This window comes from Acinetobacter sp. 16 (assembly GCF_033439925.1).
GTDB lineage: Bacteria > Pseudomonadota > Gammaproteobacteria > Pseudomonadales > Moraxellaceae > Acinetobacter > Acinetobacter junii.
Window position 1 is genome coordinate 1,829,677 of sequence record NZ_CP137746.1, and the last position, 25,486, is coordinate 1,855,162.

At 39.0% G+C, this 25,486-nt stretch carries 19 protein-coding genes, 3 pseudogenes and 1 riboswitch; of the genes and pseudogenes, 11 read left to right on the forward strand and 11 right to left on the reverse strand.

Features of this window, described 5'->3' with window-relative positions; all coding sequences use genetic code 11:
- Positions 1-111: 111 nt before the first annotated feature.
- Both R2H34_RS08970 and R2H34_RS08975 read left to right on the forward strand, forming a co-directional pair.
- Positions 112-1,057 (forward strand): annotated as a pseudogene (locus tag R2H34_RS08970) (ABC transporter permease).
- The gene (locus R2H34_RS08975) at positions 1,057-1,935 is read left to right on the forward strand and encodes an ABC transporter ATP-binding protein (RefSeq protein ID WP_004639185.1); all 879 of its coding nucleotides are present in this window, start codon (positions 1,057-1,059) and stop codon (positions 1,933-1,935) included. The pseudogene R2H34_RS08970 and the gene R2H34_RS08975 overlap by 1 nt, the downstream one beginning before the upstream one ends.
- Before the next feature lie 171 nt (positions 1,936-2,106).
- Here R2H34_RS08975 and R2H34_RS08980 read toward each other — a convergent pair whose 3' ends face one another.
- From R2H34_RS08980 to R2H34_RS09005, 6 genes are all read right to left on the reverse strand, one after another.
- Positions 2,107-3,129: an ABC transporter substrate-binding protein gene (locus R2H34_RS08980; RefSeq protein WP_004961905.1), complete on the reverse strand. Its 1,023-nt coding sequence runs from the start codon at positions 3,127-3,129 to the stop codon at positions 2,107-2,109.
- A gap of 64 nt (positions 3,130-3,193) precedes the next feature.
- Positions 3,194-3,628 carry a CopG family ribbon-helix-helix protein gene (locus R2H34_RS08985; RefSeq protein ID WP_004961909.1) on the reverse strand — a complete coding sequence of 145 codons (435 nt, stop codon included), beginning with the start codon at positions 3,626-3,628 and terminating at the stop codon, positions 3,194-3,196.
- A 740-nt stretch (positions 3,629-4,368) separates the two neighbouring features.
- Entirely contained in the window at positions 4,369-7,974 is a 3,606-nt protein-coding gene (gene uca / locus R2H34_RS08990; RefSeq protein WP_004961915.1) for an urea carboxylase, read from the reverse strand.
- 3 nt (positions 7,975-7,977) lie between these two features.
- Positions 7,978-8,631 carry an urea amidolyase associated protein UAAP2 gene (locus R2H34_RS08995; RefSeq protein ID WP_004961917.1) on the reverse strand — a complete coding sequence of 218 codons (654 nt, stop codon included), beginning with the start codon at positions 8,629-8,631 and terminating at the stop codon, positions 7,978-7,980.
- A gap of 17 nt (positions 8,632-8,648) precedes the next feature.
- Positions 8,649-9,392, reverse strand: coding sequence for an urea amidolyase associated protein UAAP1 (locus tag R2H34_RS09000; RefSeq protein WP_412176802.1), 744 nt, complete (start codon positions 9,390-9,392; stop codon positions 8,649-8,651).
- Positions 9,393-9,416: 24 nt separating this feature from the next.
- Positions 9,417-9,525: riboswitch (guanidine-I (ykkC/yxkD leader) on the reverse strand.
- Positions 9,526-9,656: 131 nt separating this feature from the next.
- On the reverse strand, positions 9,657-10,136 hold the full coding sequence (locus R2H34_RS09005; protein ID WP_004961922.1) for an Lrp/AsnC family transcriptional regulator: 480 nt from the start codon (positions 10,134-10,136) through the stop codon (positions 9,657-9,659).
- Between the two features lie 130 nt (positions 10,137-10,266).
- On the opposite strand from R2H34_RS09005, the gene R2H34_RS09010 reads away from it, so the two are divergent.
- Complete coding sequence (locus R2H34_RS09010; protein WP_004961925.1) at positions 10,267-10,905, forward strand: LysE family translocator; 639 nt, start codon at positions 10,267-10,269, stop codon at positions 10,903-10,905.
- A gap of 75 nt (positions 10,906-10,980) precedes the next feature.
- Here the strand turns inward: R2H34_RS09010 and R2H34_RS09015 are convergent, their stop codons facing one another.
- Together R2H34_RS09015 and R2H34_RS09020 are read right to left on the reverse strand one after the other, a co-directional pair.
- Positions 10,981-11,811, reverse strand: a complete 831-nt coding sequence (locus R2H34_RS09015) for an SDR family NAD(P)-dependent oxidoreductase (protein WP_004961928.1) — start codon at positions 11,809-11,811, stop codon at positions 10,981-10,983.
- A gap of 15 nt (positions 11,812-11,826) precedes the next feature.
- Positions 11,827-12,899, reverse strand: a pseudogene (locus R2H34_RS09020) (amidohydrolase family protein).
- 284 nt (positions 12,900-13,183) lie between these two features.
- On the opposite strand from R2H34_RS09020, the pseudogene R2H34_RS09025 reads away from it, so the two are divergent.
- Positions 13,184-14,214, forward strand: a pseudogene (locus R2H34_RS09025) (transposase).
- A 135-nt stretch (positions 14,215-14,349) separates the two neighbouring features.
- Here the strand turns inward: R2H34_RS09025 and R2H34_RS09030 are convergent.
- The 3 genes from R2H34_RS09030 to R2H34_RS09040 all read right to left on the reverse strand — a co-directional run bounded on the left by R2H34_RS09030 (position 14,350) and on the right by R2H34_RS09040 (position 19,020).
- Positions 14,350-16,554, reverse strand: a complete 2,205-nt coding sequence (locus R2H34_RS09030; protein WP_004961935.1) for an OsmC domain/YcaO domain-containing protein — start codon at positions 16,552-16,554, stop codon at positions 14,350-14,352.
- 261 nt (positions 16,555-16,815) lie between these two features.
- Positions 16,816-17,889, reverse strand: coding sequence for an amidohydrolase family protein (locus R2H34_RS09035; protein WP_004961937.1), 1,074 nt, complete (start codon positions 17,887-17,889; stop codon positions 16,816-16,818).
- Between the two features lie 198 nt (positions 17,890-18,087).
- Positions 18,088-19,020 carry a LysR substrate-binding domain-containing protein gene (locus tag R2H34_RS09040; RefSeq protein ID WP_318342240.1) on the reverse strand — a complete coding sequence of 311 codons (933 nt, stop codon included), beginning with the start codon at positions 19,018-19,020 and terminating at the stop codon, positions 18,088-18,090.
- Between the two features lie 111 nt (positions 19,021-19,131).
- On the opposite strand from R2H34_RS09040, the gene R2H34_RS09045 reads away from it, so the two are divergent.
- From R2H34_RS09045 to benD, 7 genes are all read left to right on the forward strand, one after another.
- Positions 19,132-20,247: a muconate/chloromuconate family cycloisomerase gene (locus R2H34_RS09045; protein WP_151958985.1), complete on the forward strand. Its 1,116-nt coding sequence runs from the start codon at positions 19,132-19,134 to the stop codon at positions 20,245-20,247.
- Positions 20,248-20,259: 12 nt separating this feature from the next.
- Entirely contained in the window at positions 20,260-20,550 is a 291-nt protein-coding gene (catC, locus tag R2H34_RS09050; RefSeq protein WP_318342241.1) for a muconolactone Delta-isomerase, read from the forward strand.
- A gap of 143 nt (positions 20,551-20,693) precedes the next feature.
- A complete protein-coding gene (gene catA / locus R2H34_RS09055) occupies positions 20,694-21,614 on the forward strand; it encodes a catechol 1,2-dioxygenase (RefSeq protein WP_243484847.1) in 921 nt (306 codons plus the stop codon).
- Positions 21,615-21,696: 82 nt separating this feature from the next.
- Positions 21,697-23,073: a benzoate 1,2-dioxygenase large subunit gene (gene benA, locus R2H34_RS09060; RefSeq protein WP_004911181.1), complete on the forward strand. Its 1,377-nt coding sequence runs from the start codon at positions 21,697-21,699 to the stop codon at positions 23,071-23,073.
- 11 nt (positions 23,074-23,084) lie between these two features.
- Entirely contained in the window at positions 23,085-23,585 is a 501-nt protein-coding gene (gene benB, locus R2H34_RS09065; RefSeq protein WP_318342242.1) for a benzoate 1,2-dioxygenase small subunit, read from the forward strand.
- 70 nt (positions 23,586-23,655) lie between these two features.
- Positions 23,656-24,672: a benzoate 1,2-dioxygenase electron transfer component BenC gene (gene benC / locus R2H34_RS09070; RefSeq protein ID WP_004954308.1), complete on the forward strand. Its 1,017-nt coding sequence runs from the start codon at positions 23,656-23,658 to the stop codon at positions 24,670-24,672.
- Positions 24,673-24,689: 17 nt separating this feature from the next.
- Positions 24,690-25,475 (forward strand): benzoate diol dehydrogenase BenD, encoded by a 786-nt coding sequence (gene benD / locus R2H34_RS09075; protein ID WP_318342243.1) that lies wholly within the window; start codon positions 24,690-24,692, stop codon positions 25,473-25,475.
- The last annotated feature ends 11 nt before the right edge of the window (positions 25,476-25,486 follow it).

The window sequence follows — 25,486 nt, forward strand, 5'->3', positions numbered from 1 at the left end:
ATTTATTCTGCTCTAACTTCAGTCTCAAACTGAAAATAAGCCTGCTTGGCATCTATTTTGCTTAAACAGTATTACGTTTTATAAAAATTGTAATATTAAGAGGCAGTAGATATGAGTTACGTTGCACGCGAGCTCAGCCAAAAAAGCAAAATGTTATTTGGTTTCGGGTCATTTCTAATACCGATTTTACTGTGGTGTGCTGTGAGTTACTTTCCATTTATTTGGCATCCACAAGTAAAGATTACAGATTCTGGCAGCGTGACCTATTTACAGGTCGATAGTCGAATTGCTAAAGATATTTTCTATACCGAAGCACAAAGTGCTTTAGACCAAGGCAACACACCGCCACAAGGTGTTCTTGTTAATCCTATCTATTTGCCAGCACCGCATGAAGTTGCTATTGCATTAGTAACCGCTTTTACAACACCACCCGCGCAAGCTAATGATCCGTGGTTTCATGAAAGTCTTTGGCAGAGTATTAAACTCGTATTTACCGCCTTTTTTATTTCTTCTTTGGTCGGGGTGCCCTTAGGTATTTTGTGTGGTTTTTCTAGAACAATTTCTCAACTTACCGAACCCTTTGTTGAGTTTTTTCGTTATCTACCAGCCCCTGCTTTTGGTGCTTTGGCAGTTGCCATATTAGGTATCAACGATGCACCAAAAATAGCCATTATTATCATAGGTACGTTATTTCAACAGATTTTAATTATTGCCAATACAACTCGATTAGTTGATCGCAGTTTAATTGAAGCGGGTTTTACACTTGGAACGAACAAAACCAAAAGCTTAATTCATGTGGTGATTCCTGCTGCTTTGCCTGAGATTTATCGAGATTTGAGAGTTTTATTAGGCTGGGCGTGGACTTACTTGATCGTTGCTGAATTGATTGGGAGCACATCAGGTATTACGTGGTTTATTACCCAACAAGCACGTTACCAAAATTTTGACAATGTTTATGCAGCCATTCTCATCATTGGTGTGATTGGTCTGATTTGTGATGTCATTTTAATGAAACTTGGGCAGCAGCTTTTTAAAATGGAAATCAGGAGCACACTAATGACAAATACCCATTTCAATGCTCGTGAATATTTTGATCATATTTATGAGCGTGCTGTCATCTTAGAAGCAAAACAACTCACGCAAAGCTTCAAACACGGTAAAACTGAACGAACTGTTTTAAACCAAATTGATTTAAAGATTCATAAACGTGAGTTTATTTGTGTGATCGGTCCTTCTGGCTGTGGAAAGTCAACATTCAGTCGGATTGTCGCTGGACTTGATTCTTATTCGGGTGGAGAGATTTTGATTGATGGACAACCGATCATGGGTCCTAGTCCTGAGCGCGGTATGGTGTTTCAAGGATATACACTGTTTCCGTGGAAAACAGTCAAAGAAAACGTGATGTTCGGCCCAAAAATGAAGGGACAAAGTGATAGTACGGCCGAGGCTCAAGCACGGGAATGGATTAATATTATCGGCTTAGAAAAATATGAAAATCAGTATCCTCATCAACTCTCTGGTGGAATGAAACAGCGTGTTGCGATTGCTAGAGCATTGGTGAATGAACCCAAAATTTTATTGATGGATGAACCATTTGGTGCACTTGATCCACATACCCGTCAGAAGATGCAACGGCACTTGATGGATTTATGGCAAAATATTGATATCACCATTATTTTTGTCACTCATGATATGGATGAAGCGATCTTACTTGCTGACCGTATCGTCGCACTGAAAGCCAATCCTGGTGAAATAAAAGAAATTATCGAAGTAGATTTACCTCGCCCACGTCATCCAGATCAAATGCTTTGCCCTGAATTTAAAGCATTGCGTCAACGTGTGGATCAACTCGTTCATGCCGATGAAGATCAACTCGATCCAGCACTTGAGGATTTGCCGTTGATTCCTCGTATGACTAAGGTAAGCGAAGATTGAAACGCCGATACGTCAATAAAGTAAAAAATTTACAGCCCACTTATAAGAGTGGGTTTTTTATATTGAAGTATTCATTGATATATCTGATAGATAAAAAAACTCCCTCATGAAAGGGAGATTTTTAAGAGCTAATGATTAAATTTAAAAGTATTATTACTCAATATATTAAAACTATTTCACCTCTTCAATAAGCGTTGGGAATATCACGCCATCAACATCCACTTTAGTGGTGTAGACTCCATTTTTAAAATTAAATTCGTTGACGTGATAACTTGAGCCATAGATAGAGTCAAAGCTGTTGGACTTGGTAAATACCTTCTTATTTGCTTGCAGATCAAGTAAATGAGTTCCGTCAATAAATTGAGCATACTGAGCAGAATCTAAACCGACTCGTTTTGCCATGATTGCTACAGCATCGTCTCGTGTTGCTGGATCATTGATATATTTAACAGTTTTATCCCATACCTGAATGATTTTTTTCCAATCTTCCTTATTTGCAGCAAGGTGTGTCATATTGACGGTCAAAGTATCATAAATCAGTCCCGGCTTATCTTTGGATGAGTAGATGATTTTAGAACCAGCAACCGCTTTTAATGCTTGATTGGCTACAGGTTGCCAAACTGCAATTGCTGACACATCAGGACTTGCAAACACTTGAGGTAATTCATTGGTGACTGCATTCACTAATGTCACTTCAGAGTTTGCTACTTTGGCATCATCTAAAGCTGTATTGAGTAAATGATGATCAACCAATCCTTTCTCAACTGCAATTTTTTTACCTTTCAAATCAGCAATATTATTAATTCCACTTTTGGCAATAATGACATCATTTCCTGCGGAATAATCAGTTGCCAAAATCATGATGCCTTTGGTGCCTCCTGAAGCGATCACCAAGTTATCACCATTGGATACAGAAACAGCATCGAGCTGATTGGCAGAAAATGCATTGATTGATGCAGAATAATCGAACCATTTGAATTCGACATTTACCCCCGCTTCTTTAAACCATCCCTTTTCAATAGCAACTTGCCATGCCACCCAACCTGGCCAATCACTATAGCCAATTGTAATTGGCTTACTATTAGTACTGCCTTCAGTTTTTGCCTTTGATTCTGGTAGTTTTGCTGTGTTGTCACAGCCCCCTAAAAAAATCGCTGTCAGCACAGATGCTGAAATCAGAGTTTTTTTGATCATCTTATGCTTGCTCCTATTATGCTTTGATATTTAGAACTTTTTGTCACTATGAATGCTTATGTGTCTAAGTGTTTTGTGCAATTGGCGGCATGACGGCATCCATCAATTCCAAATGCCCTTTAATTACCCCTTTTAATGCAATGAACTGCTGAGTAATGGCTTTCAAATCACTACTGACACCTTGCATCAACATGACTTGTAGAACCTTGTCATCATCCAATTGAATATGTAATGAACTAATTACCTGAGCTAAGTGTTGTTGCTGAAGGTCAACAAGTTGTGTTCGAAGTGGTTTTAAACTCACGTCATACAACAATGTCAAAGTGCCAACCATAACCTCATCGTTTTTAGCTAGATCATCGATTAAGTGCCGATTGATCATGTCCAAGATTGCTTGTGAACGACTTTCGTAATGTTGATCTACAATTTTTTGATCAAGTGCATTCAATGTGGTTTCGGGCACAGTAATACTGATTCGAGCTAACTTTTGCTTGGCCACAGTCTCATACCTTTATTTTGCGTTCTTGGTGATTTTGTTTGATATACAAACCTGCCCTAGCACTAAATAATTCGACTAGAAATTTCTTAATAGGATGTCTTTCTACAGCGTTAGTTTTGACTTCACTCATATCGCAGCTCCTACAAGGGTATTACTAAAATTAGTTTTTGTATTACTTGTTTAGAATGCAGGATATGTGCCAATTTTTAGTGATTGAGATTTGTTGAATAAAGTTAAATTAAATAATAAAAAAAGCCCCACTACGCTGAGGTGGGGCTTGTTTAAAGTACTGTATGGCATCAGTTTATTCCGTTGTTATTACTCATGTTCTGGTTATTCTTTTTATACATGTTGGAATGAACCGATGTTTGTGATTTAGTGATCAAGTTGGTTGCTCTCCTCTATTTATGCTGTATATAAATAAAAGCAGAAAGCATGCCAAAATATTAGATAGTTTGCATTCGATCAAAACGTAAGATAAATAAGCTACATAAGTATTGAAAGCAAGTATGAAGCTGATTTCCCAATCTTAAAAATGCCTAAAAAATGTATCAACTCGCACCATTTAGTTACGCTGAATGCATCAAAGTGTGGCTATATTTTACTCAGGTTGGGTCAACTCTTATTTTGTGTGGAACAAGAGCATTTAAGAAAAAAAGCCGTCGAATATAAACACATTCAAAAATGTAATTCTTAAATTTAAAAAGACCGCTTAAGCGGTCTTTTTTATTTCAATCTCATTAAGCCACTGGCGCTAGTGTAAATAACACCTGCCCTGTTTTAACAGTTTGTCCTTTTTCGATCGTAATGCTTTCAACTTTCATGCGTTCGGGCGCAACAATCGGGATTTCAATTTTCATGGCTTCAATGACTGCTAGCGTTGCTCCTTCCTCGACAATATCGCCAGATTGACATTCAATTTTCCAAATCGAACCCGGCATATGTGATTCAACTGCACAACCACCATCAGGAATGATGACGGTTTCACCCTCATCAACAGCATCCAAACTCTCTGAGACATATTCTGCAAGACCTGCCTCATGCCAACGACGACGTTCAGCATCAAAGTTAGCTTGTTGAGTTGCTTTAAAACTTGAAATGGTTTCAGCATTGTCTGATAAGAATTGATTATATTCTTTGAGGTTTAAAACACCTTCCTCAATTCTGAGTTTGAGTCGTCCTGCCTTAAAATCCTCACGCATCTGCATGAGTTCTGTTTCAGAAACTTCATAGAATTTAATCTGATCAAAGAAGCGCAATAACCACGGTTTACCTTGCTCAAAGTCTGCATTTCTACGATAGCGAGACCACATTTGAGTCGTTCTACCCACAAATTGATAGCCACCCGGTCCTTCCATTCCATAGACACACATATAAGCACCGCCGATTCCAACAGCATTTTCAGGTGTCCAAGTTCGTGCAGGATTATATTTAGTCGTTACGAGTCGTTGACGTGGATCAAGCGGTGTTGCAACTGGTGCACCTAGATATACATCACCTAAGCCCATCACCAAATAATTTGCGTTATATACCACGTCTTTTACGGCTTGCTTATCTTTTAGACCATTAATGCGACGGATAAATTCGATATTGTCTGGACACCACGGTGCATCAGGACGCACCGTTTGCATATAACGATCAGTTGCCAACTGCGTTTGTGAATCTTCCCAAGCCAAAGGTAAATAGACAGTACGTGAAGGAACTTGCATTTCAGTCACATCAGGCAATTCTGTTTCTGCTTGTTTGAGTAGGTTCAATAAATTCTGTTGATCCAGTTTGAGTGAGTCATAATGAATTTGAAGTGAACGTATTCCCGGTGTTAGATCAATGATACCTATGATGTTTTGATCTTTAACCCACTGCATTAATGCATGTATGCGGAATCTCAAATTCAGGTCTAAAACCAATTCACCATACTCAACCAACATGTAGTTATTACCAGCGGGGCGATACACTACATTTGGAGTATGATCTTGACCATCTAAACGATCTAATACAGCATCATTTAAGCTATCAAACTCAGCATAAAAGCTTTGACCAAATTGCACATCATTAAGATGCTCAGTACTAAGCATATGATGATAGGTTTGATTTAATTCGGCTGCTTGTTCATATCGAATAGGAACAAATTTGACTTTGTCTCCTGCTTTTAATTGACCTAATTTCCAAAGTTCAGAATGAACAACGACCGCTGGGCAAACAAAACCACCAAGACTCGGACCATCAGGACCTAAAATGATTGGCATGTCTCCAGTAAAGTCGATTGCTCCAATAGCGTAGGCATTGTCATGAATATTGGAAGGATGTAAACCTGCTTCACCACCATCTTCACGCGCCCATTCTGGCTTTGGTCCGATCAATCGAATTCCTGTACGGCTTGAATTGAAATGTACTTCGAAGGAATGTTCAAAGAAGGCATCAATATCTTGTTTGGTGAAAAAATCAGGCGCACCATGCGGACCATACATCACTGCAATTTCCCAACTGTTTGAGAATGTCGGGACTAGTTCTGCATTTAAACTTGTTTGTTGGTCTGAACTAAAAGAAGTGATTGGCAACATATCACCAATTAGCAAATTACGTCCTGCGTGACCACCAAATTGACCTAAGGTAAAAGTCGCTTGTGAACCCAAGTATTCAGGAACATTCAAACCACCTTTGATGCCAATATAAGTTCTACATCCTGTGATGATTTTACCGCATTTAAGGATTTGCCCTTTCTTGACATTCACCGTTTGCCACATTGGAATGTGCACACCATCTAAGGTTGACGGCATGTCACCACCTGCAAGCACGATTTGGCTATCACAGTGAAACTTTAAAGTAGGTCCATGCAATGTACATTCTAAACCTGCACTATTGGATGCATTGCCAAGTAGTTGGTTTGCCACGTTTAAAGATAAAGGGTCAATCGCTCCAGACGGTGGTACACCCACATCCCAGTAACCTAAACGCCCAGTAACATCTTGTATGGAAGTTTGAATGCCAGCTTGCAATACTTCGATTTTTTGAGTTTTCCACTCAAAAGTATTGAGGAAACGAGTGGTTTGAGTACCTGCTTTAAACACTTCACAATCAATAATATTCTGTAAATATTCAAGATTGGTTTCGATACCTGCCACCTGAGTTTTGGCTAAGCTATGATTCATTGCTTGAATAGCCGCATCGCGATCATTTGCCGTGACGATAATTTTAGCAATCATAGGATCGTAAAATGAGGAAACAGTCGAGCCAGTTTCTACCCATGTTTCATTACGTGCTTGATCATCAAATTCAACAAAGGTCAGTAAACCTGCACTCGGTTGGAAGTTTTTGATCGGGTCTTCTGCATACAAACGAACTTGTATCGAATGCCCTACTGATTTCAAAGATTGTGTTGGTGCTGTCCAGTCGCCACTCGCAAGTGTGACCATCCATTCTACCAAATCCACGCTGTATACTTGTTCTGTGACACCATGTTCAACTTGTAGGCGGGTATTTACTTCCAAAAAGTAAAAGTCTTGCGTGTCCGTATCCATCACAAATTCAACAGTACCCGCTGAACGATAATTCACGGATTGCATGAGTTGAATTGCAACAGTCTGAATATATGAACGTTGTTGATCATTTAAATGTGGTGCTGGGGTTTCCTCAATAACTTTTTGATTGCGACGTTGAACAGAACAATCTCGCTCACCTAACGCTAAAACTTGTCCTTGACCATCACCAAATATTTGCACCTCGATATGGCGAGCATTCTGTACAAATTTTTCTAAATACAGTCCTGCATCTTTAAAGTTTGCCTGCGCAAGATAAGAAACTGTTGCGAAAGCATCTTTTAGTTCATCAGCATTCCATACCAAGCGCATGCCGATACCACCACCGCCTGCGGTACTTTTTAGCATCACAGGATAACCAATGCGCTCTGCTTCAACCAATGCCTCTGCTTCATCAGCCAAAAGTTGGCTACCCGGCAATAGTGGCACATTTGCTTCGATTGCAAGCTCTCTAGCGGTATGTTTCAAGCCAAATGCACGCATTTGAGCTGAGTTTGGGCCGATAAATGCAATTCCTTGTGATTCACACAAATCACAAAAATCAGCATTTTCAGATAGAAAACCGTAACCCGGATGAATGGCATTCGCACCTGTTTGTTTGGCGACTTCTAAAATTTTATCAACATTGAGGTAACTCTGACTCGCGGGTGCATCACCGATATAAATCGCTTCATCTGCTAAAGTCACATGCAATGAATCTCGGTCTGCCTCAGAGTAGACAGCAATGGATTGGACACCTAATTTTTTTAGTGTTCGAATAACACGACATGCAATCGCCCCACGATTGGCAATTAAAACTTTATTAAACATAGACTAAGCCTCCTCTCCATCACGAATCACTAATTGGATCGGTGTCGGGTTATAGGCATTACATGGATTATTCAGTTGCGGGCAATTAGAGATCAGTACGATTAAATCCATTTCTGCTTTAATCTCGACAAATTTACCCGGTGCAGAAATACCATCATCAAATTTCAAATGTCCATCAGATGTAACAGGAACATTCATAAAGAAATTGATATTTGGACCAATGTGACGCACATTCAAATTGTGCTTTTTCGCGATGGGATGTTTAGCTAAGGCATACATGAAGTTGTTACGGCAACTATGCATAGGATAAGTTTCATGTGCATAGCGCACAGTATTACTTTCGCAAGAACATGCGCCACCTAACGTATCATGACGACCACAGTTATCATCATGAATGACTGCAATTAACCGTCCAAAGTTACTGTATAAAGGTGTGCCTTTTTCTAAATAGATATATTGATTCATGGCAAGCGTATCTGTAGCGCTATAACGCTCTTCAGGATTTTCTGCTGAGATAAACAACGTATCAACAGCTTGGTTGCCCTCTAAATCGATAATCCGAAAGTATTGACCTTTTTTGACTTCGCACATCCATGCTTCACCCGCAGGACAAACTTCACTTAATGTAGCTTTTTCAAAAGTATGTAAAACCGTCATGATGCTTCTCCTATAGCTTAATATGCTGAACTCAATGCGTAGTAACGTGCGTTGTTTTGAAAAGCACGTTGATTTTGTGAACAGGCATCACGACAAATATCATGGTCGGCTAAAGAGTTGGCTTTATACAAAGACAATTGAATATCGCTTGGTTGATAGAGCGATCTGTTATCTAAACCATGTGGAGCAGCAGAAAGGAAAACCAGACAATCCATTTCAAAACGTAATTCAATGATTTGGCTGGTATTGTCTGATTGGGTATAGCTTAGAGCACCTTGATCATTGGGACTCACTTTTGAGAAAAGGTTTACGGTTGCACTTAAATCAGTTTGTGACAGTGAAAATTTCGCCATCTCTACCAATAAGCCATCGACACCGTTTTGGTACATTTCATTTCGTGCATCTTGAAAACGACGTTGACCAAATTGTTTGCTGATTTGCTCAGGACGACTCGCCCCACAGAAAGTATCATTCCAACCATGGTCATCTTTAACTATAGATGCCATGACACGCCCTAAATCTGAATATAAAACATTGCCCGTCGTTAAAAATGCAGTATGTTGTCCTTTTAAGGTGTCTGGCATGTTGTAACGTTCGAGTTTATCTTCAGCATTCACACAAAACAGTGAAACATTGGCGTTTGAAGCCAGAGCTTTATACTGAAGAACGCTCCCTTTCTGAACTCGTCCAGACCAATGATGGCCACCTGGTAGTTTTTCAGTCCAAAGACTCTGATTATTATGATATTCGCCCATTCGCATGACCTCTTATAAGGTTTAAGTCCAACCTCCCGGGCTTTTATCCCTCCGTGTAGTTCTTGCGAACCGTGAACTCTCGGTCTCAGTCATAGTCAACTTTTATCCGTTGGCTATCGGAACCCTAGATCACTTTATGATGGAACTAATAAAGCAAATGGCATGCCAGTTTAGTAATACGTTTTTTTGATTTCGTCATACTTTTTTGACTCAAAACAAGGCATTTTTATTTTTATGCACTGTGATCAATCAAAATCAGTGCACTAGTGTTTATTTCTGAGGCTTTACTGGAAAACATAAAAAGGGCTTTATTTCCTTCAGCACAAACATACTTTGCATTTCTTTGATTCCGGGCAATCTTCGAATGGTCGTCATTGAAAATTCAGCATAGGTATCGAGATCTGGTGATACGACTTGCAACAAAAAGTCTGCATCGCCTCCAATGCTATAACATGCAACGACATAATCTAAAGCAGTGACTTCTTCCTCAAATTTCTTTGCCTCTCTTTCACTATGACTATCAATCGATACACGGACAAACACCATCACACCTAAGCCAAGTTTTTTGCGATCAAGTAAAACGCCGTATCCTTTGATGACTTTGGTGTCTTCTAAATGTTTGACTCTTCGCCAACAGGGCGAGGTTGAAAGACCTAACTGTTCTGATAAGTCAGCATTTGTGGTTCTTGAGTCTTTTTGCAACAACTCTAAAATTCTTGCATCAGTTTTATCAATTTTTAATTTAGGCATAAAATTTCTATTAAATTTAAATATAGGGTTATTTATATCCTATTTTTTATATTTGCTAGAACATATAGATCAAATTTACCTATGTATTTATTAAAAAATAGAGATCCGATTTCATTGGGTTTTAATTGACATGGAACATCTCACACAGACAATGACCTATGTTTTAACTTTAGGATTAGCCGCAATCCTCCCTGGACCAGGCATGACTGGTCTTATGTTTAAGACTTTAGTACAGGGATATAAAAATGGACTGATGATGCTATGTGGTCTCATCACGGGAGATATCACTTTTTTATTGATTTCAATTTTTCTTTTTTCTTCTCTTCATCATTTCAGTCCACATTTGGTTTTTTATTTGATACTACTATCAAGTTCGTATCTGCTTTACTTAGCTTATAAGTTTTGGTTTTTTAAAGGTAATCTTTTGGAAAATGAAGCACCTGAAAATCTCAAAAACACGCTTTTTTCCTATAAAGATGGGCTGTTAATTACTTTGAGTAATCCTAAAACCATTTCATTTTATCTTGCGATTGTACCTGCTATCTTCGGCGCGCAGTCATTGCAAAAGCAAAGCTGGTTTTTAGTGTCTATTACCATCTTCACGCTTGCCATCATTGGTGGTCTTTATGTCTTTTTTTTGTTGAATCTAAAGAAAGTACTCAGTGATATAAAAGTACAAACCATTTTATTAACAACGCTGTCTGTCATGATGGGTATATTGGCTTTGGGAATGTTTTATAGAGAATTTAACATTCAATATTTAGCATAAACTATTGATTCACAAAGCCCTAAATTACATTTTACTTTAGAGCTTTGTGAATCAAATAGAGGATGAACTCAAATCTTACTTTTTCTTTTTGGTGAACAAATTCAATGCTTGCGCATAATGTGATGGTGCTACACGCTGAATTAGATCTAAAATTTTGGCATCATTGCCAATTAAAACTCGGCGCTGATCTTTTTTAACCGCATTTAAAATTACTTTTGCAGCTTCTTCAGGTGGGGTTTTAAGTACCTTGTTAAAAGCTTTACTGGCTTTTGCAGGATTCAATCCTAAGGCACGAATACTATCACTCATGCGTGCGCTATTCGCAATGTTGGTGCGAATCCCCCCTGGATGGACACAAGTTGCACTTACACCGTTGGCTTGTAAGTCAAGCTCTTGACGAAGTGATTCGGTAAAACCACGTACTGCAAATTTAGTCGCATTGTATGCACTTTGCGTAGGTTGTGCTGTTAAGCCAAATAGACTGGAAATATTGATAATATGCCCTTCACCACTTTGTTTTAAATAGGGTAAAAATGCTTTGGTACCATGTACAACACCCCAAAAATTAATATCAAATACCCATTCCATTTCCTCATAACTCATTCCTTCAACCGTGCTTGCCAATGCCACGCCTGCATTATTAAAAATGAGGTTAATTTTTCCATGTTCTTGGGCGGTATTCGCAGCCCATTCCTCTACAGCAGTGCGATCAACCACATTTAAGGTGCTAAGCGTGACTTTAACTGGATAGGATTTAACAAGTTCCAATGTTTCAGCTAAGCCTTGCTCGTTGACATCACTTAGGGCTAAATGTGCACCTTGTTGTGCCAATAAGATAGCGAGTTGTTGGCCGATTCCAGAACCCGCACCTGTAATCGCGGCAACTTTTTGATTAAAATTTTTCATAGCATAGCTCTTTGTTTAGTTGATGTCTAATTGATAAAAATGGATTGCGTTTTGTCTAAAAATCGCTTGCAAAGCTTCAGAACCATAAGGCTCAATCATTTTGATATAAGCCTGTATTAAGTCGGTTAAACGCGCATTAGGTTTATCCATTGGATAGTTTGAAGCGAACATGATTCGATCTGTACCAAAAACACGAATCGCATGCTGTATCAATGGGGTTAATAATTGAATAATTTCATCTACAGTCGCCGTCCGATTTTCTTTGTAAAATGTGTGTCCCAATACTGGCATCATAAGCCCTGATATTTTTGCATGCACATTCTGCTGCTTCGCTAAAGCACTTAGGTCGTTTTGCCATTGCTGAAATATTGCATCACGTTGCGCAGCGTTTTCCCTGTCTTCTTCCCTACTGCACCAAACAAACTAACAGGTGTTGCAAGATGATCTACCACGATCCTTGTTTCTGGAAACTGCTTGGCCAAGGCAGTGATCTCATTTAATTGAGTTGAATAGCCCCAAGCATCAAAAGACAGATTCATTTTGGCGAGTTGCTCAAATCCCTTTAAGAATTTTTTAGACTGATATAAATGAGGTGTTTTAGACCAGCGATAGATGCCGTCATCTTCATGCCAAGAAGACATCTTTCGAATTCCTCTAAACAAAGGACTTGCATCTCGATGAGCTTTTAAAATATCGACGAATTTGCGGTGACTTGGATCTGCCGTAGCAACAATTGCAGCAAGCTTTAAATCATATTTTGAAAAATCTAACTGGCTTAGCCATCTCGTTTCTTCAACAACGCCAAACCCTTTATGATGATGCCAATCGGCTTCGACATGAACAACGCTTTTAACCTGTATCTCATCTAAATCTTGATGATAATGTATCGGTAAATAAGAGCTTAATACATGTTGCGTATGCCCTAGAGTGTCCAACAACGCTTTTGGTTTTACTATGCGAAGAATCTTATCCATAAGCAATGGATATTTCCCCAATGTCTTAACCAATAAAGTAGCTGAATGCGGAGTATGGTAAGGAGCCCATTGGTGTATGTGCGGATCAATAATAGAAAAATCGAGCTGTTTCATTGTTCTACTCTTTAGCGTTGTAATATCTTTTTTTTGAAAATTAATTTTTTCATAACAGTTCAGAAACTCTGTTGAAATCTTATAGAACCGATAAGCTATTTATATAGGTTCTCATTGGTCGCTCCGTACCTAATTCTATTCCCTTGATTTCAATAGCCTACAAAAAATCTAAATATGCATGAAATGATTTTTTATAATCTTAAATTATGAGTTCTATTCATAATAAAATAGGACTTACGCATTGACGGATTCAAAAAAGTACTAAAATACTTTATAAAGTATCTGTGATCAGACGAATTAAACATGCTTCTACAGCAACTTGTACTCTACCCATTTATATGGGCTTTCTCATGACAGAACCGAACTCTATTAGCTGCACACAACTTGCCGAGACTTATAATATCTCGCATGATAGTGTAAATCGCTTTCTAGAGCGTGAAGATTACACACCTCACGACCTATATCAAGAATCAATTCAACATATTGATAATAACAAACTTATAGTCAGTATTGATGATACTGTTTTAGATAAACCATATAGTCAACATATGGACTTAGTTAGCTATTTTTGGTCAGGCAAACACCACCGATCCGTCAAGGGTATTAATCTGATTACCTTGTATGCGACAGATCAAAATGGTCAAAATATTCCAATTAATTTCCGAATTTATGACAAATCTGAAAGTAAAACCAAGAATGATTACTTTATGGATATGTTAAGTGAAGTACTCAGTTGGGGTGCAAAGATTCAATTTATTACAGGTGATAGTTGGTATTCATCGACTGGAAATCTAAAAACCATAAGAAAATATGGTATTCGATTTATGTTTGGTATCGACTGTAACCGTAAGGTTTCCCCAGAAAAAGGACAATGGTTTCAACTGCGTTTGTTGCCAGATTTCCATCAGGGTCAAGTAGTCTGGCTCAAAGATTTTGGCTTTGTACAATTATTTAAGAGACTCAGTTAAAAGAACAGCAGAGGTTTTATATTGTGCATCAAGATGAAGATGATTTATTGTCCTTTGAGGGTTTTCATGAATTACATTCAAGTCATTGGAAAATAGAGCAATATCACCGGGTGATTAAACAGGTTTGTCATATTGAAAAGTTTCAAGTAAGACGATCTAAACTGATTTTGAATCATATTTTTTCAGCCTTGATGGCCTACGTTGAGATACAAAAGAACCATTTTGAGCGGATCTTTGAAAATATATATCGTTGGCAGAAGAAATTATTTAGACCAATGATCAAAAACTTCATTGATGACTTTATTCTCGATAAAAATCATCTGCTACCACAGAGAATCTATAAATAATAGTGCGTAAGTCCTAATAAAATATAATTTTAATTTATTTTTCTGATTTTAATAAAAAAATACACTTGACTAAAAACGCCTATATCGTGGATAGTCAAGTGTATTCAGTATGAATTTAAAAACTCATGCTGTTAATTATTTATTTAAACCGACTGCTTTTGCACGAGCCGCATGCAATTTTTTGTAGCTTTCAATCAAACGTAAATGACGATCCAAACCTTCTAGTTTCATACTAGTTGGCGTTAAACCATAAAAACGAACACTACCTTCTACTGAACCAATAACAGCGTCCATTCGTTCATCACCAAACATACGACGGAAGTTCTTTTCGTAATCTTGCAATTCCATCTCGTCATCAAGAATAACTTCTAGCACGACGTTCATACATTGATAAAACAAACCACGTTCTACAGTGTTGGTGTTGTATTGGAGGAATTGCTCAACTAAATCTTTAGCTTCTTCAAATTGCTTCAGAGCAATATAAATAAGAAGTTTTAATTCCAGTAGTGTCAATTGTCCCCAAACCGTATTGTCATCAAACTCTATGCCGATTAAGGTTGTGATTTCAGTATAGTCATCAAGTTCGCATTCTTCTAAACGTTCAACCAGTGCTTCAAGACGTGTGTCATCTAAACGATGAATATTTAGAATATCTTCACGGAATGCCAATGCTTTATTGGTATTGTCCCAAATCAAATCTTCAACTAAATAAATCTCAGAATAATCTGGCACGAGGATACGACAAGCTGTAGCACCTAAATGTTCATAGACAGCCATGTAGACTTCTTTGCCCATTTCTTCAAGAATGCCAAATAATTCAGCAGCCTCATCTGCATTCGAGTTTTCACCCTCATTGGTGAAATCCCATTCTACAAAATCATAATCAGATTTTGAGCTGAAGAAACGCCAAGATACCAAACCACTTGAATCAATAAAGTGTTCCACAAAATTATTCGGTTCAGTCACGGCTTCACTTTGGAAGGTTGGCTGAGGTAAGTCATTGAGACCTTCAAAACTACGACCCTGCAATAACTCAGTCAAACTACGCTCTAAAGCGACTTCAAAACTTGGATGCGCACCAAATGAAGCAAACACACCACCTGTGCGTGGGTTCATCAAAGTGACACACATCACAGGGAATTGACCGCCCAGAGAGGCGTCTTTAACCAATACTGGAAAACCTTGTTCTTCTAAGCCTTGGATACCTGCAACAATACTTGGATACTTAGCCAAAACTTCTTCAGGAACATCAGGTAGTGCAATTTCACCTTCGATAATTTCACGTTTTACTGCACGTTCGAAAATTTCAGATAAGCACTGAACTTGAGCTTCTTCTAATGTATTCCCTGCACTCATACCATTACTCAGATACAAGTTTTCGATCAAGTTTGATGGGAAGTAAACTGTTTCGCCATCAGATTGGCGCACAAAAGGCAGTGAACAAATACCACGTTCAATATTCCCAGAGTTAGTATCGTATAAATGCGTACCTAGTAACTCTTTTTCAGGATCGTAAATCTCAAGACAGTATTCATCTAAGATTTCTTTTGGTAGCTCACCATTTGGTCCTGGTTTAAACCATTTCTCATCTGGGTAATGCACAAACTCTGCGTTTGCAATTTCTTCGCCCCAAAATTGATCGTTATAGAAGAAATTACAATTAAGACGCTCAATAAACTCGCCTAATGCAGATGCTAATGCGCTTTCTTTGGTTGAGCCTTTACCATTGGTAAAACACATAGGCGACTGTGCATCACGAATATGCAGTGACCAAACATTTGGTACGATATTACGCCATGATGCAATTTCAATTTTCATGCCTAGACCAGCCAAGATTGCTGACATATTGGCAATGGTTTCTTCTAAAGGTAAATCTTTGCCTTGAATATAAGTAGTACTTTCAGATGCAAGATTTGGCATCAATAAAGCTTGAGCATCTGCATCGATACTTTCTACTTCTTCGATGACAAATTCAGGGCCCGTTTGAATAACTTTCTTTACGGTACAACGGTCAATTGAACGTAAAATCCCCTGACGATCTTTTTCAGAAATATCAGCTGGAAGTTCAACCTGAATTTTAAAAATCTGTTTATAGCGGTTTTCTGGATCAACAATATTGTTTTGAGATAATCGAATGTTGTCCGTTGGGATATCACGTGCAGCGCAATAGACTTTCACAAAATATGCTGCACAAAGTGCTGATGATGCCAAGAAATAGTCAAATGGACCAGGTGCAGAACCATCCCCTTTATATCGGATCGGTTGATCTGCAATTACTGTGAAGTCATCGAATTTGGCTTCTTGTCGAAGGTTGTCGAGGTAATTTACCTTGATTTCCATGCTGGCACCTAAAATATGCTTATAGTTCTATTGCAAGAAATATAAGTTTAAAAATGAATAAATAAGCCAAATCGAAGATAAGAGACTGACTTAGAAAGGATTAATTAGCATTACTTCATTTAAAATCACTTTTAAATCAGGAATGCTAATAAGGACGGCTAATTTTACAGAATTATGCGCTGAAATTGAGTAATTTTATTGAACTTTGCAAATTATTTATTGGATTTGGTCAAAACAAATACATTGGAATTCCAATGACAACTAATGTTTATTTATTTGATAAAAGGTTTCCGCATTACTTCTAAAAATTGCTCGCTGCGCCTCTTCACCTAGTGGTGCTGTCATTTCAATATACGCTTGAATGAGATCTTTTAAGGTGGTGTTTGGTTTATCCATTGGAAAGTTGGATGCAAATACAATGCGTTGGGTACCAAAACTCTGAATCGCATGTTCAATGAGTGGTGAAAGTAAATCTTGTATTTGCAGTACATTCGCCGTTATTTGTTGTTTATAAAATTGATGTCCCAGTACTGGCATCATTAATCCTGAAATTTTGGTATAAACATTTTTTTGTTCAGCTAGTTCTGAAATATCCTCTTTCCATTTTGCAAATATAAGCTCACGCTCAGTTGGTGTTCGCCCCGTTCTTTTTCCGACTTTTCCAAATAATCCGACTGGTGTTGCAAGATGATCTACCATGATCTTTGTATCAGGGAAATTTTGTGCGAGTGATTTGATTTCTTTAATTTGAGTGGAATATCCCCAAGCATCGAATGACAAATTCATCTTTGCTAGATGCTCAAAGCCCTTCAGGAATTTTTTCTGGGTGTATAAATGTGGCTGATCACACCAGCGATGAATACCATCATCTGGATACCATGCTGCCATTTTACGAATACCACAAAAATGTGGACTGGCATCTTGATGAGCTTTGAGAATATCCAAAAATCTTTTATTTCTTGGATCTGCTGTAGCCACGATACCCGCAAGTTTTAGTTGTTGCTGATTAAAAGGTAAATGATGAATCCATTTTGTTTCTTCAACCACACCAAAGTTTTTTTGGTGATGCCAATTCGCCTCAACATGAATAACACTATCAATCGAACATCCTGCACTATCAACTCGATAATCAAAAGGTAGATATGGTGATAAAGCATATTGAGTGATGCCTAAAGTTTCGATTAAGTCTTTAGGTTTAACAACGCGTACAATTTTGTCCATCAATTTAGGATATTTACCAAATGCCTTGACCAATCTCGCTGCTGAGTGTGGCGTAGTGTATGGATTCCACTGATGAATATGGGCATCAAGAATTGGGAAGTTTAATTGGTTCATTTTTATAATCTCTCTAAAATCCTTTTCTCAAGTTTTATTTAACTTGAAGTGGCCTATCATATTTATAATTATTTTGAAGTTACTAGATCGTTTGATTACAACCAAATGATTTATATGAATCTATCCATATGAAATAGATTCATTATTTATAACTCAAATAAAGACACTTACCACAAGTAAGTATCTTTAAATATACGGCTATACTGTTTGACCCCATTGAAAAGTCGTTCTCTTGTATTCTATCCCTTCTAAATCATAAACCTGATAAATCGTATCGTATAAAGACTGGATATCTTCACTGTTATCCATGGCTCTTGCTGTAATAAAAATCGGACTGACTGCACCACTATCTAGGATTGGAATATAAAGTAAATGTGAGAATCGAATGGTATCGGCACTAGCAGGAATGACACATAAGCCTTCTCCTGCAGCCACCAAACCTAAAGCCAATTGAATTTCTCGTAATTCACGGACATTTTTCGGCACCAAACTATGCTCAGCAAAAATATTTAAAAGTTGGCTTGAAAAATTAGGTTTTGGTGTATTGGGATAAACAAATAATTTTTCATCAACCAAATCTGCTAAATGCACTCCCTCGACGCGTTGAGCAATTGGATGACTTGAATGGGCTGCAACAACTAGTCTTTCTTTGCGCAAAAGTACTCTTTTTACAGCAGGATCGCTGATTCTCAACCGACCAAAACCAACATCTATTCGCCCTTCTTTGAGTGATTGAAGTTGTTCATTGGTACTGAGTTCTATCAACTGAATATTTAAATGTGGGTGTTGTTGGCGGTAGAGATAAATAATTCTAGGTAATAAACCAAATAATAATGAACCTACAAAACCAATGGTTAAGGTTCGCTCAATCAAACCAATTCGCTTCGTCATACTCTTAACCTCTTCCGCATTAGACAAAAGTTTTAAGGCATGTTGGTACAAAAATTGACCTGCGGTTGTGGTTTGAAGTGGTCTACTTCCTCGTTCAAAAAGCTGCACACCTAGTTCATTTTCAAGGTTTTGAATTTGCCGACTTAAAGGTGGCTGTGCGATGAACAGCCGTTCTGCTGCTTTGGTAAAGCTTTGCTCTTCCACCACTGCGACAAAATAGCGTAAATATCTGAGTTCCATTCTTTATCTCCATACCTAATAGGTATAAAAAAATACATATTCAGTCTTAGACACAGTTTAATCATTCTTTTAAGGTATAGGAAGAGCATAAAGAACCAGTGATGGTGTGAAATGTACAAAACAATCGAAACCATATTAGTCGATATCCCAACGATACGTCCACATAAGCTATCTGTGACGACCATGCAAACCCAAACCTTGGTATTGGTCAAAATCACAACAACGGATGGTCTTGTGGGTTGGGGCGAAGCGACCACGATTGGTGGACTTAATTATGGTGAGGAAAGCCCTGAAAGTGTCAAAGCAAATATCGATACTTATTTTGCCCCGCTCTTATTGTCGATCAAATCTTCAATAAATGTGGCTCAAACACTCAAATTGGTTCGTAAAAGTATCAATGGCAATCGCTTTGCAAAATGTGCCATTCAAACTGCGCTCTTGGATATTCAAGCTAAACAACTCAATTTGCCACTGAGCGAAGTATTGGGTGGTCGTCTACGTGATCGTCTCCCTGTACTTTGGACTTTGGCTTCGGGTGATACTGAAAAAGACATCGCTGAAGCAAAGAAAATGATTGAGCTCAAACGCCACAATATTTTCAAGTTAAAAATCGGTTCCAATCCTGTACAACACGATGTTGATCATGTGATTGCTATCAAAAAAGCTTTAGGACCAGAAATCAGTATTCGTGTTGATGTAAATCGTGCTTGGTCAGAATTGGAATGTATCCAAGGCATTCAACAGTTGCAGGATGGCGGCATTGATTTGATCGAACAGCCTTGTGCGATTGAACAAACTCAAGTGTTGGCTCGCCTTACGCAGCGTTTTGATGTAGCCATCATGGCAGATGAAGCTTTGACAGGTCCTGACAGTGCTTATCGTTTAGCGAAACAGCATGCGGCAGATGTTTTTGCTGTGAAAGTCGAACAATCAGGTGGTCTGATTGAGGCTTGTGAAGTAGCCAAAATCGCTAAGTTGGCGGGAATTGATCTTTATGGCGGCACTATGTTGGAAGGTCCGATCGGCAGCATCGCTTCGGCGCATGCCTTTAGTACTTTTGACAGCCTTGCCTTTGGTACAGAGTTATTTGGTCCTCTCTTACTGACTCAAGACATTTTAAAAACACCATTGCGTTATGAAAATTTTGAATTGGTGGTGCCAAATACTGCAGGTCTAGGTATCGATATTGACGAAGACAAAATCGAGCAGTTGCGTCGTAAGGCTTAAGGGAGAAAGCACATGTTATTTCAGGTTCGTATGGATGTGCATCTTCCTGTGGAGATGCCTGCTGAACAAGCCAATCAGATTAAAGCGGTTGAGAAAGCTTATTCGCAAGATCTACAGCGTCAAGGTAAGTGGCGTCATATTTGGCGGATTACAGGACAGTATTCAAACATCAGTATTTTTGATGTCGAAAGCAACGAAGAGCTACACAACATTTTACAGGGCTTGCCCTTGTACCCCTACATGGACATTGAAGTGATGGCATTGAATCGTCATCCCTCTTCGATCCATGAGGATGATCGTTAATTCACAACACCCCATCGTCACTCGACAGCGTCATCACATGCTCAGAGTGTCGTAGAGATAAGGACAGTGGTACGGCATAACGGATTGAATGACTCTCCGTTTCCCCACTACCTACGCGAGATGCATAGTTAAGGAGAAATCATATGAATCGTCAGGATATTGATGCATTAGTGAAACAAATGAATGTTGATACTGCTACAGGTGCAGTCGATCAACGTGTTCAAAGCATCGTGGTACGTTTATTGGGAGATTTATTCCAAGCAATTGAGGATTTGGATATCCAAGCTTCAGAAGTATGGAAAGGTCTAGAGTATTTTACAGATGCAGGTCAAGCCAATGAATTGGGCTTACTCGCTGCGGGCTTAGGTCTAGAGCATTATTTAGATTTGCGTGCTGATGAAGCCGATGCCAAAGCAGGTGTTTCTGGTGGTACGCCACGTACGATTGAAGGTCCACTGTATGTTGCGGGTGCACCTGAGTCTGTAGGTTTCGCCCGTATGGATGATGGTTCTGAATCAGACAAAATCGATACTTTAATTATCGAAGGTACAGTGACGGATACAGACGGCAATATCATCGAAGGTGCCAAAGTTGAAATGTGGCATGCGAATAGTTTGGGGAACTATTCTTTCTTTGATAAGTCTCAATCTGATTTCAATTTACGTCGCACCATTCTTTCTGATGTGAACGGTAAATATGTGGCTTTGACCACCATGCCTGTAGGTTATGGTTGCCCACCTGAAGGAACGACTCAGTTTGTTCTGAATAAGTTAGGTCGTCATGGTAACCGCCCTTCGCATGTTCATTATTTTGTTTCTGCACCGGGTTTCCGTAAGTTAACGACACAGTTCAATATCGAAGGCGACAAATACCTGTGGGATGACTTTGCTTTTGCAACACGTGATGGTCTTGTAGCGACTGCTGTCGATGTCACTGATGAGGCTGAGATTCAGCGTCGTGGTTTAGATAAACCATTCAAACACATCACTTTCAACATCGAGTTAGTCAAAGAAGCGGCTTCTGCACCTTCTACTGAAGTTGATCGTCGTCGTGCATCTGCATAAGCAAGCGTAATTTAGGAACCGAGTTATTGAGATTTAATCAAATAACTCGGGGCTTCCTCCTTAGGAAAGTCGGAGAACGGACATGCCAAAAATTCCAGTAATCAACACGACGCATCTTGATCGAATTGATGAATTGCTTGTTGATAATGAAGAAACAGGTGAATACAAACTTCATCGTTCAGTATTTACAGATCAAGCGATGTTTGATCTTGAAATGAAATATATTTTTGAAGGCAATTGGGTCTACCTAGCTCACGAAAGCCAAATTCCAAAAAATAATGACTTTTATACGACTTATATTGGTCGTCAACCAATCATTATTGCTCGCAATCGTAATGGCGAATTAAATGCCATGATTAATGCTTGTTCACATCGTGGTGCACAACTCTGTCGCCATAAACGTGGCAATAAAGCGACTTATACGTGCCCTTTCCATGGTTGGACATTTAACAACTCCGGTAAATTGCTCAAAGTTAAAGATCCTACCGATGCGGGTTATTCTGACTGTTTTAACCAAGATGGTTCACACGATTTAAAGAAAGTTGCGAAGTTTGAAAGTTATAAAGGTTTCTTATTCGGTAGTTTGAATCCTGATGTTCCATCTCTAGAAGAGTTTCTTGGGGAAACAACCAAGATTATTGACATGATCGTTGGTCAGTCAGAACAAGGTTTAGAAGTATTACGCGGCTCTTCAACCTATACCTATGAGGGTAACTGGAAGCTCACCGCTGAAAATGGTGCTGATGGTTACCACGTATCTGCTGTGCATTGGAACTATGCAGCTACTACACAACATCGTAAAGAAACTGAAGCTGGAGATAACATCCGTGCAATGAGCGCTGGTTCTTGGGGTAAACAAGGCGGTGGATCATATGGTTTCGAACATGGTCATATGTTGTTGTGGACTCAGTGGGCAAATCCAGAAGATCGTCCAAACTATCCAAAAGCAGATGAATACACCGAGAAATTTGGTGCTGCAATGTCTAAATGGATGATTGAGCGTTCGCGCAATTTATGTCTTTACCCAAATGTTTATTTGATGGATCAGTTCGGTTCACAGATTCGTGTGCTTCGCCCACTCAGTGTCAATAAGACCGAAGTGACCATTTACTGTATCGCACCAGTTGGTGAAGAGCCTGAAGCGCGTGCTCGTCGTATTCGTCAATATGAAGATTTCTTTAATGCTTCTGGAATGGCGACACCTGATGATTTGGAAGAGTTCCGCGCATGCCAAGCAGGTTATGCAGGCTTAGAGCTGGAATGGAATGATATGTGCCGTGGTTCAAAACATTGGATACATGGACCCGATGATGCAGCAAATGAAATTGGTTTAAAACCTAAATTAAGTGGCATCAAAACTGAAGATGAAGGCTTATATCTAGCTCAACATCAGTATTGGTTAAAGTCGATGAAGAATGCTATCGCAACTGAGAAAAAGTTAGCTGAAAGCCAAATTTAGGAAGATGCCAAATGAACACAACAACTCAAGCAACTTTAGAAAATATTGCTCAGTTTCTTTATCGTGAAGCACGTTTTCTAGACGATGAACAATGGGATGAATGGTTAAGTTGTTATTCACCAGAGGCTTCTTTTTGGATGCCTGCATGGGATGACGACGATCATTTAACTGAAGATCCACAGTCTGAAATTTCACTGATTTATTACCCAAACCGTCAAGGTTTAGAAGATCGTGTATTTCGTATTAAAACTGAACGTTCATCAGCAACGATGCCAGATACACGGACCAGCCACAATATTAGCAATATTGAGGTGCTCGAACGCGATGGAGACAAAGTCACTGTGCGGTTTAATTGGAACACATTGAGTTTTCGCTACAAAACCAACTACAGCTATTTTGGTATGTCTCGTTATGTGATCGATTTTTCTAAGGAACAACCAAAAATCATGAGCAAATATGTGGTGTTAAAGAACGATTATATCAATCAAGTGATTGATATCTATCATCTCTAACCAGTAAGCCCAGCCAAATGGAATTTTGGTTGGGTAAGCGAGATCAAAATTTTTAAATAGGATGATTGCCATGTCTAACCATAATGTAGCACTTCAATTTGAAGATGGTGTGACCCGTTTTATTACAGTTACACAAGGTGAAACTTTATCTGACGCAGCCTATCGTCAGAAGATCAATATCCCTTTGGATTGCCGAGATGGTGCATGTGGTACATGTCGTGCATTCTGTGAATCTGGTAGTTATAACATGCCAGAAGAAACTTATATCGAAGATGCTTTAACACCAGAAGAGGCTGAACAAGGCTACATACTTGCTTGCCAGTGTCGTCCTACTTCGGATGCAGTTTTCCAAATTCAAGCATCATCTGATGTTTGTAAGACAGAAATTCATAGCTTTCAAGGCACTTTATCACGTGTCGAAAACCTATCTGACTCAACAATTACATTTGATATTCAACTAGATGATGGTCAACCTGAAATTCACTTCTTAGCTGGTCAATATGTAAATGTCGGTATTCCAGGAACATCTGAAACACGTTCATATTCATTTAGTTCAAAACCAGGCAATCGTTTAACGGGTTTTGTGGTACGTAATGTCCCAAATGGTCAAATGAGCGAATTTTTGAGTAAGAATGCAAAAGCTGGTGACAAAATGCACTTCACAGGTCCATTTGGAAGCTTCTACTTACGTCATGTCACTAGACCCGTTTTGATGCTCGCAGGTGGAACTGGTATTGCCCCTTTTATGTCAATGCTTCAAGTACTTGAAGAAAAGGGTTCAGACCACCCTATTCGTTTAGTTTTCGGTGTGACAAATGACTTTGATCTTGTCGCAATAGAAAAGTTAGATGAATTGCAAAGTAAGTATCCTTGGTTTGAATATCGAACGGTTGTTGCACATCCTGAAAGTCAACATGAGCGCAAAGGCTATGTAACAGGTCATATTGAAAATGATTGGCTTAACAATGGGGATGTTGACGTATACCTCTGTGGGCCAGTACCAATGGTTGAAGCTGTTCGTAGTTGGTTAGATCAAGAAGGAATTAAACCTGCCAATTTCTTATTTGAAAAATTTTCTGCAAATTAATCAAATCGGAGATCAGCATGATATTTCAAGATAGATTTAAGAACAAAATCGTCATCGTAACGGGTGCTGCTCAAGGGATTGGACGTAGCGTTGCAATTCGGGTAGCCGCTGAAAATGGATATGTGGTTTTAGCCGATCGTTCAGAGTTGGTCGATGAAGTTGCTTCAGAAATCCGTAGCACAGGTGGTCATGCAATCACAGTACAAGCTGATTTAGAGCGCTATGACGGTGCACAAGCTGTTGTATACAAAGCGATTCAGGAGTTTGGCCGAGTAGATGTACTCATCAATAATGTTGGCGGTGCGATCTGGATGAAACCCTTTGATGAATTTAGAGAAGAGCAAATTATCAAGGAAATCAATCGTTCTCTGTTTCCAACTTTATGGTGTTGTCGTGCAGTTCTCCCTGAAATGTTGAAGCATCAATATGGGGTCATTGTCAACGTATCGTCTATCGCTACCCGTGGTATCAATCGCATTCCATATTCGGCAGCTAAAGGTGGTGTAAATGCACTTACCGCATCGTTGGCTTTTGAGCATGCCAAAAATGGCATCAGAGTGAATGCGATTGCTACGGGTGGAACAGACGCTCCACCACGTAAAGTACCTCGTAATTCAACTCCACTTAGCGAAGATGAAAAAGTTTGGATGCAACAGGTTGTAGATCAAACCAAAGAAAGAAGTCTGATGGGACGATATGGAACTATCGATGAACAGGTAAATGCCATTCTTTTTCTAGCATCTGAAGAGTCGTCTTATATGACTGGCAGTGTAATTGCAGTTGGTGGTGGTGATCAGGGGTAATTCTGATCTAA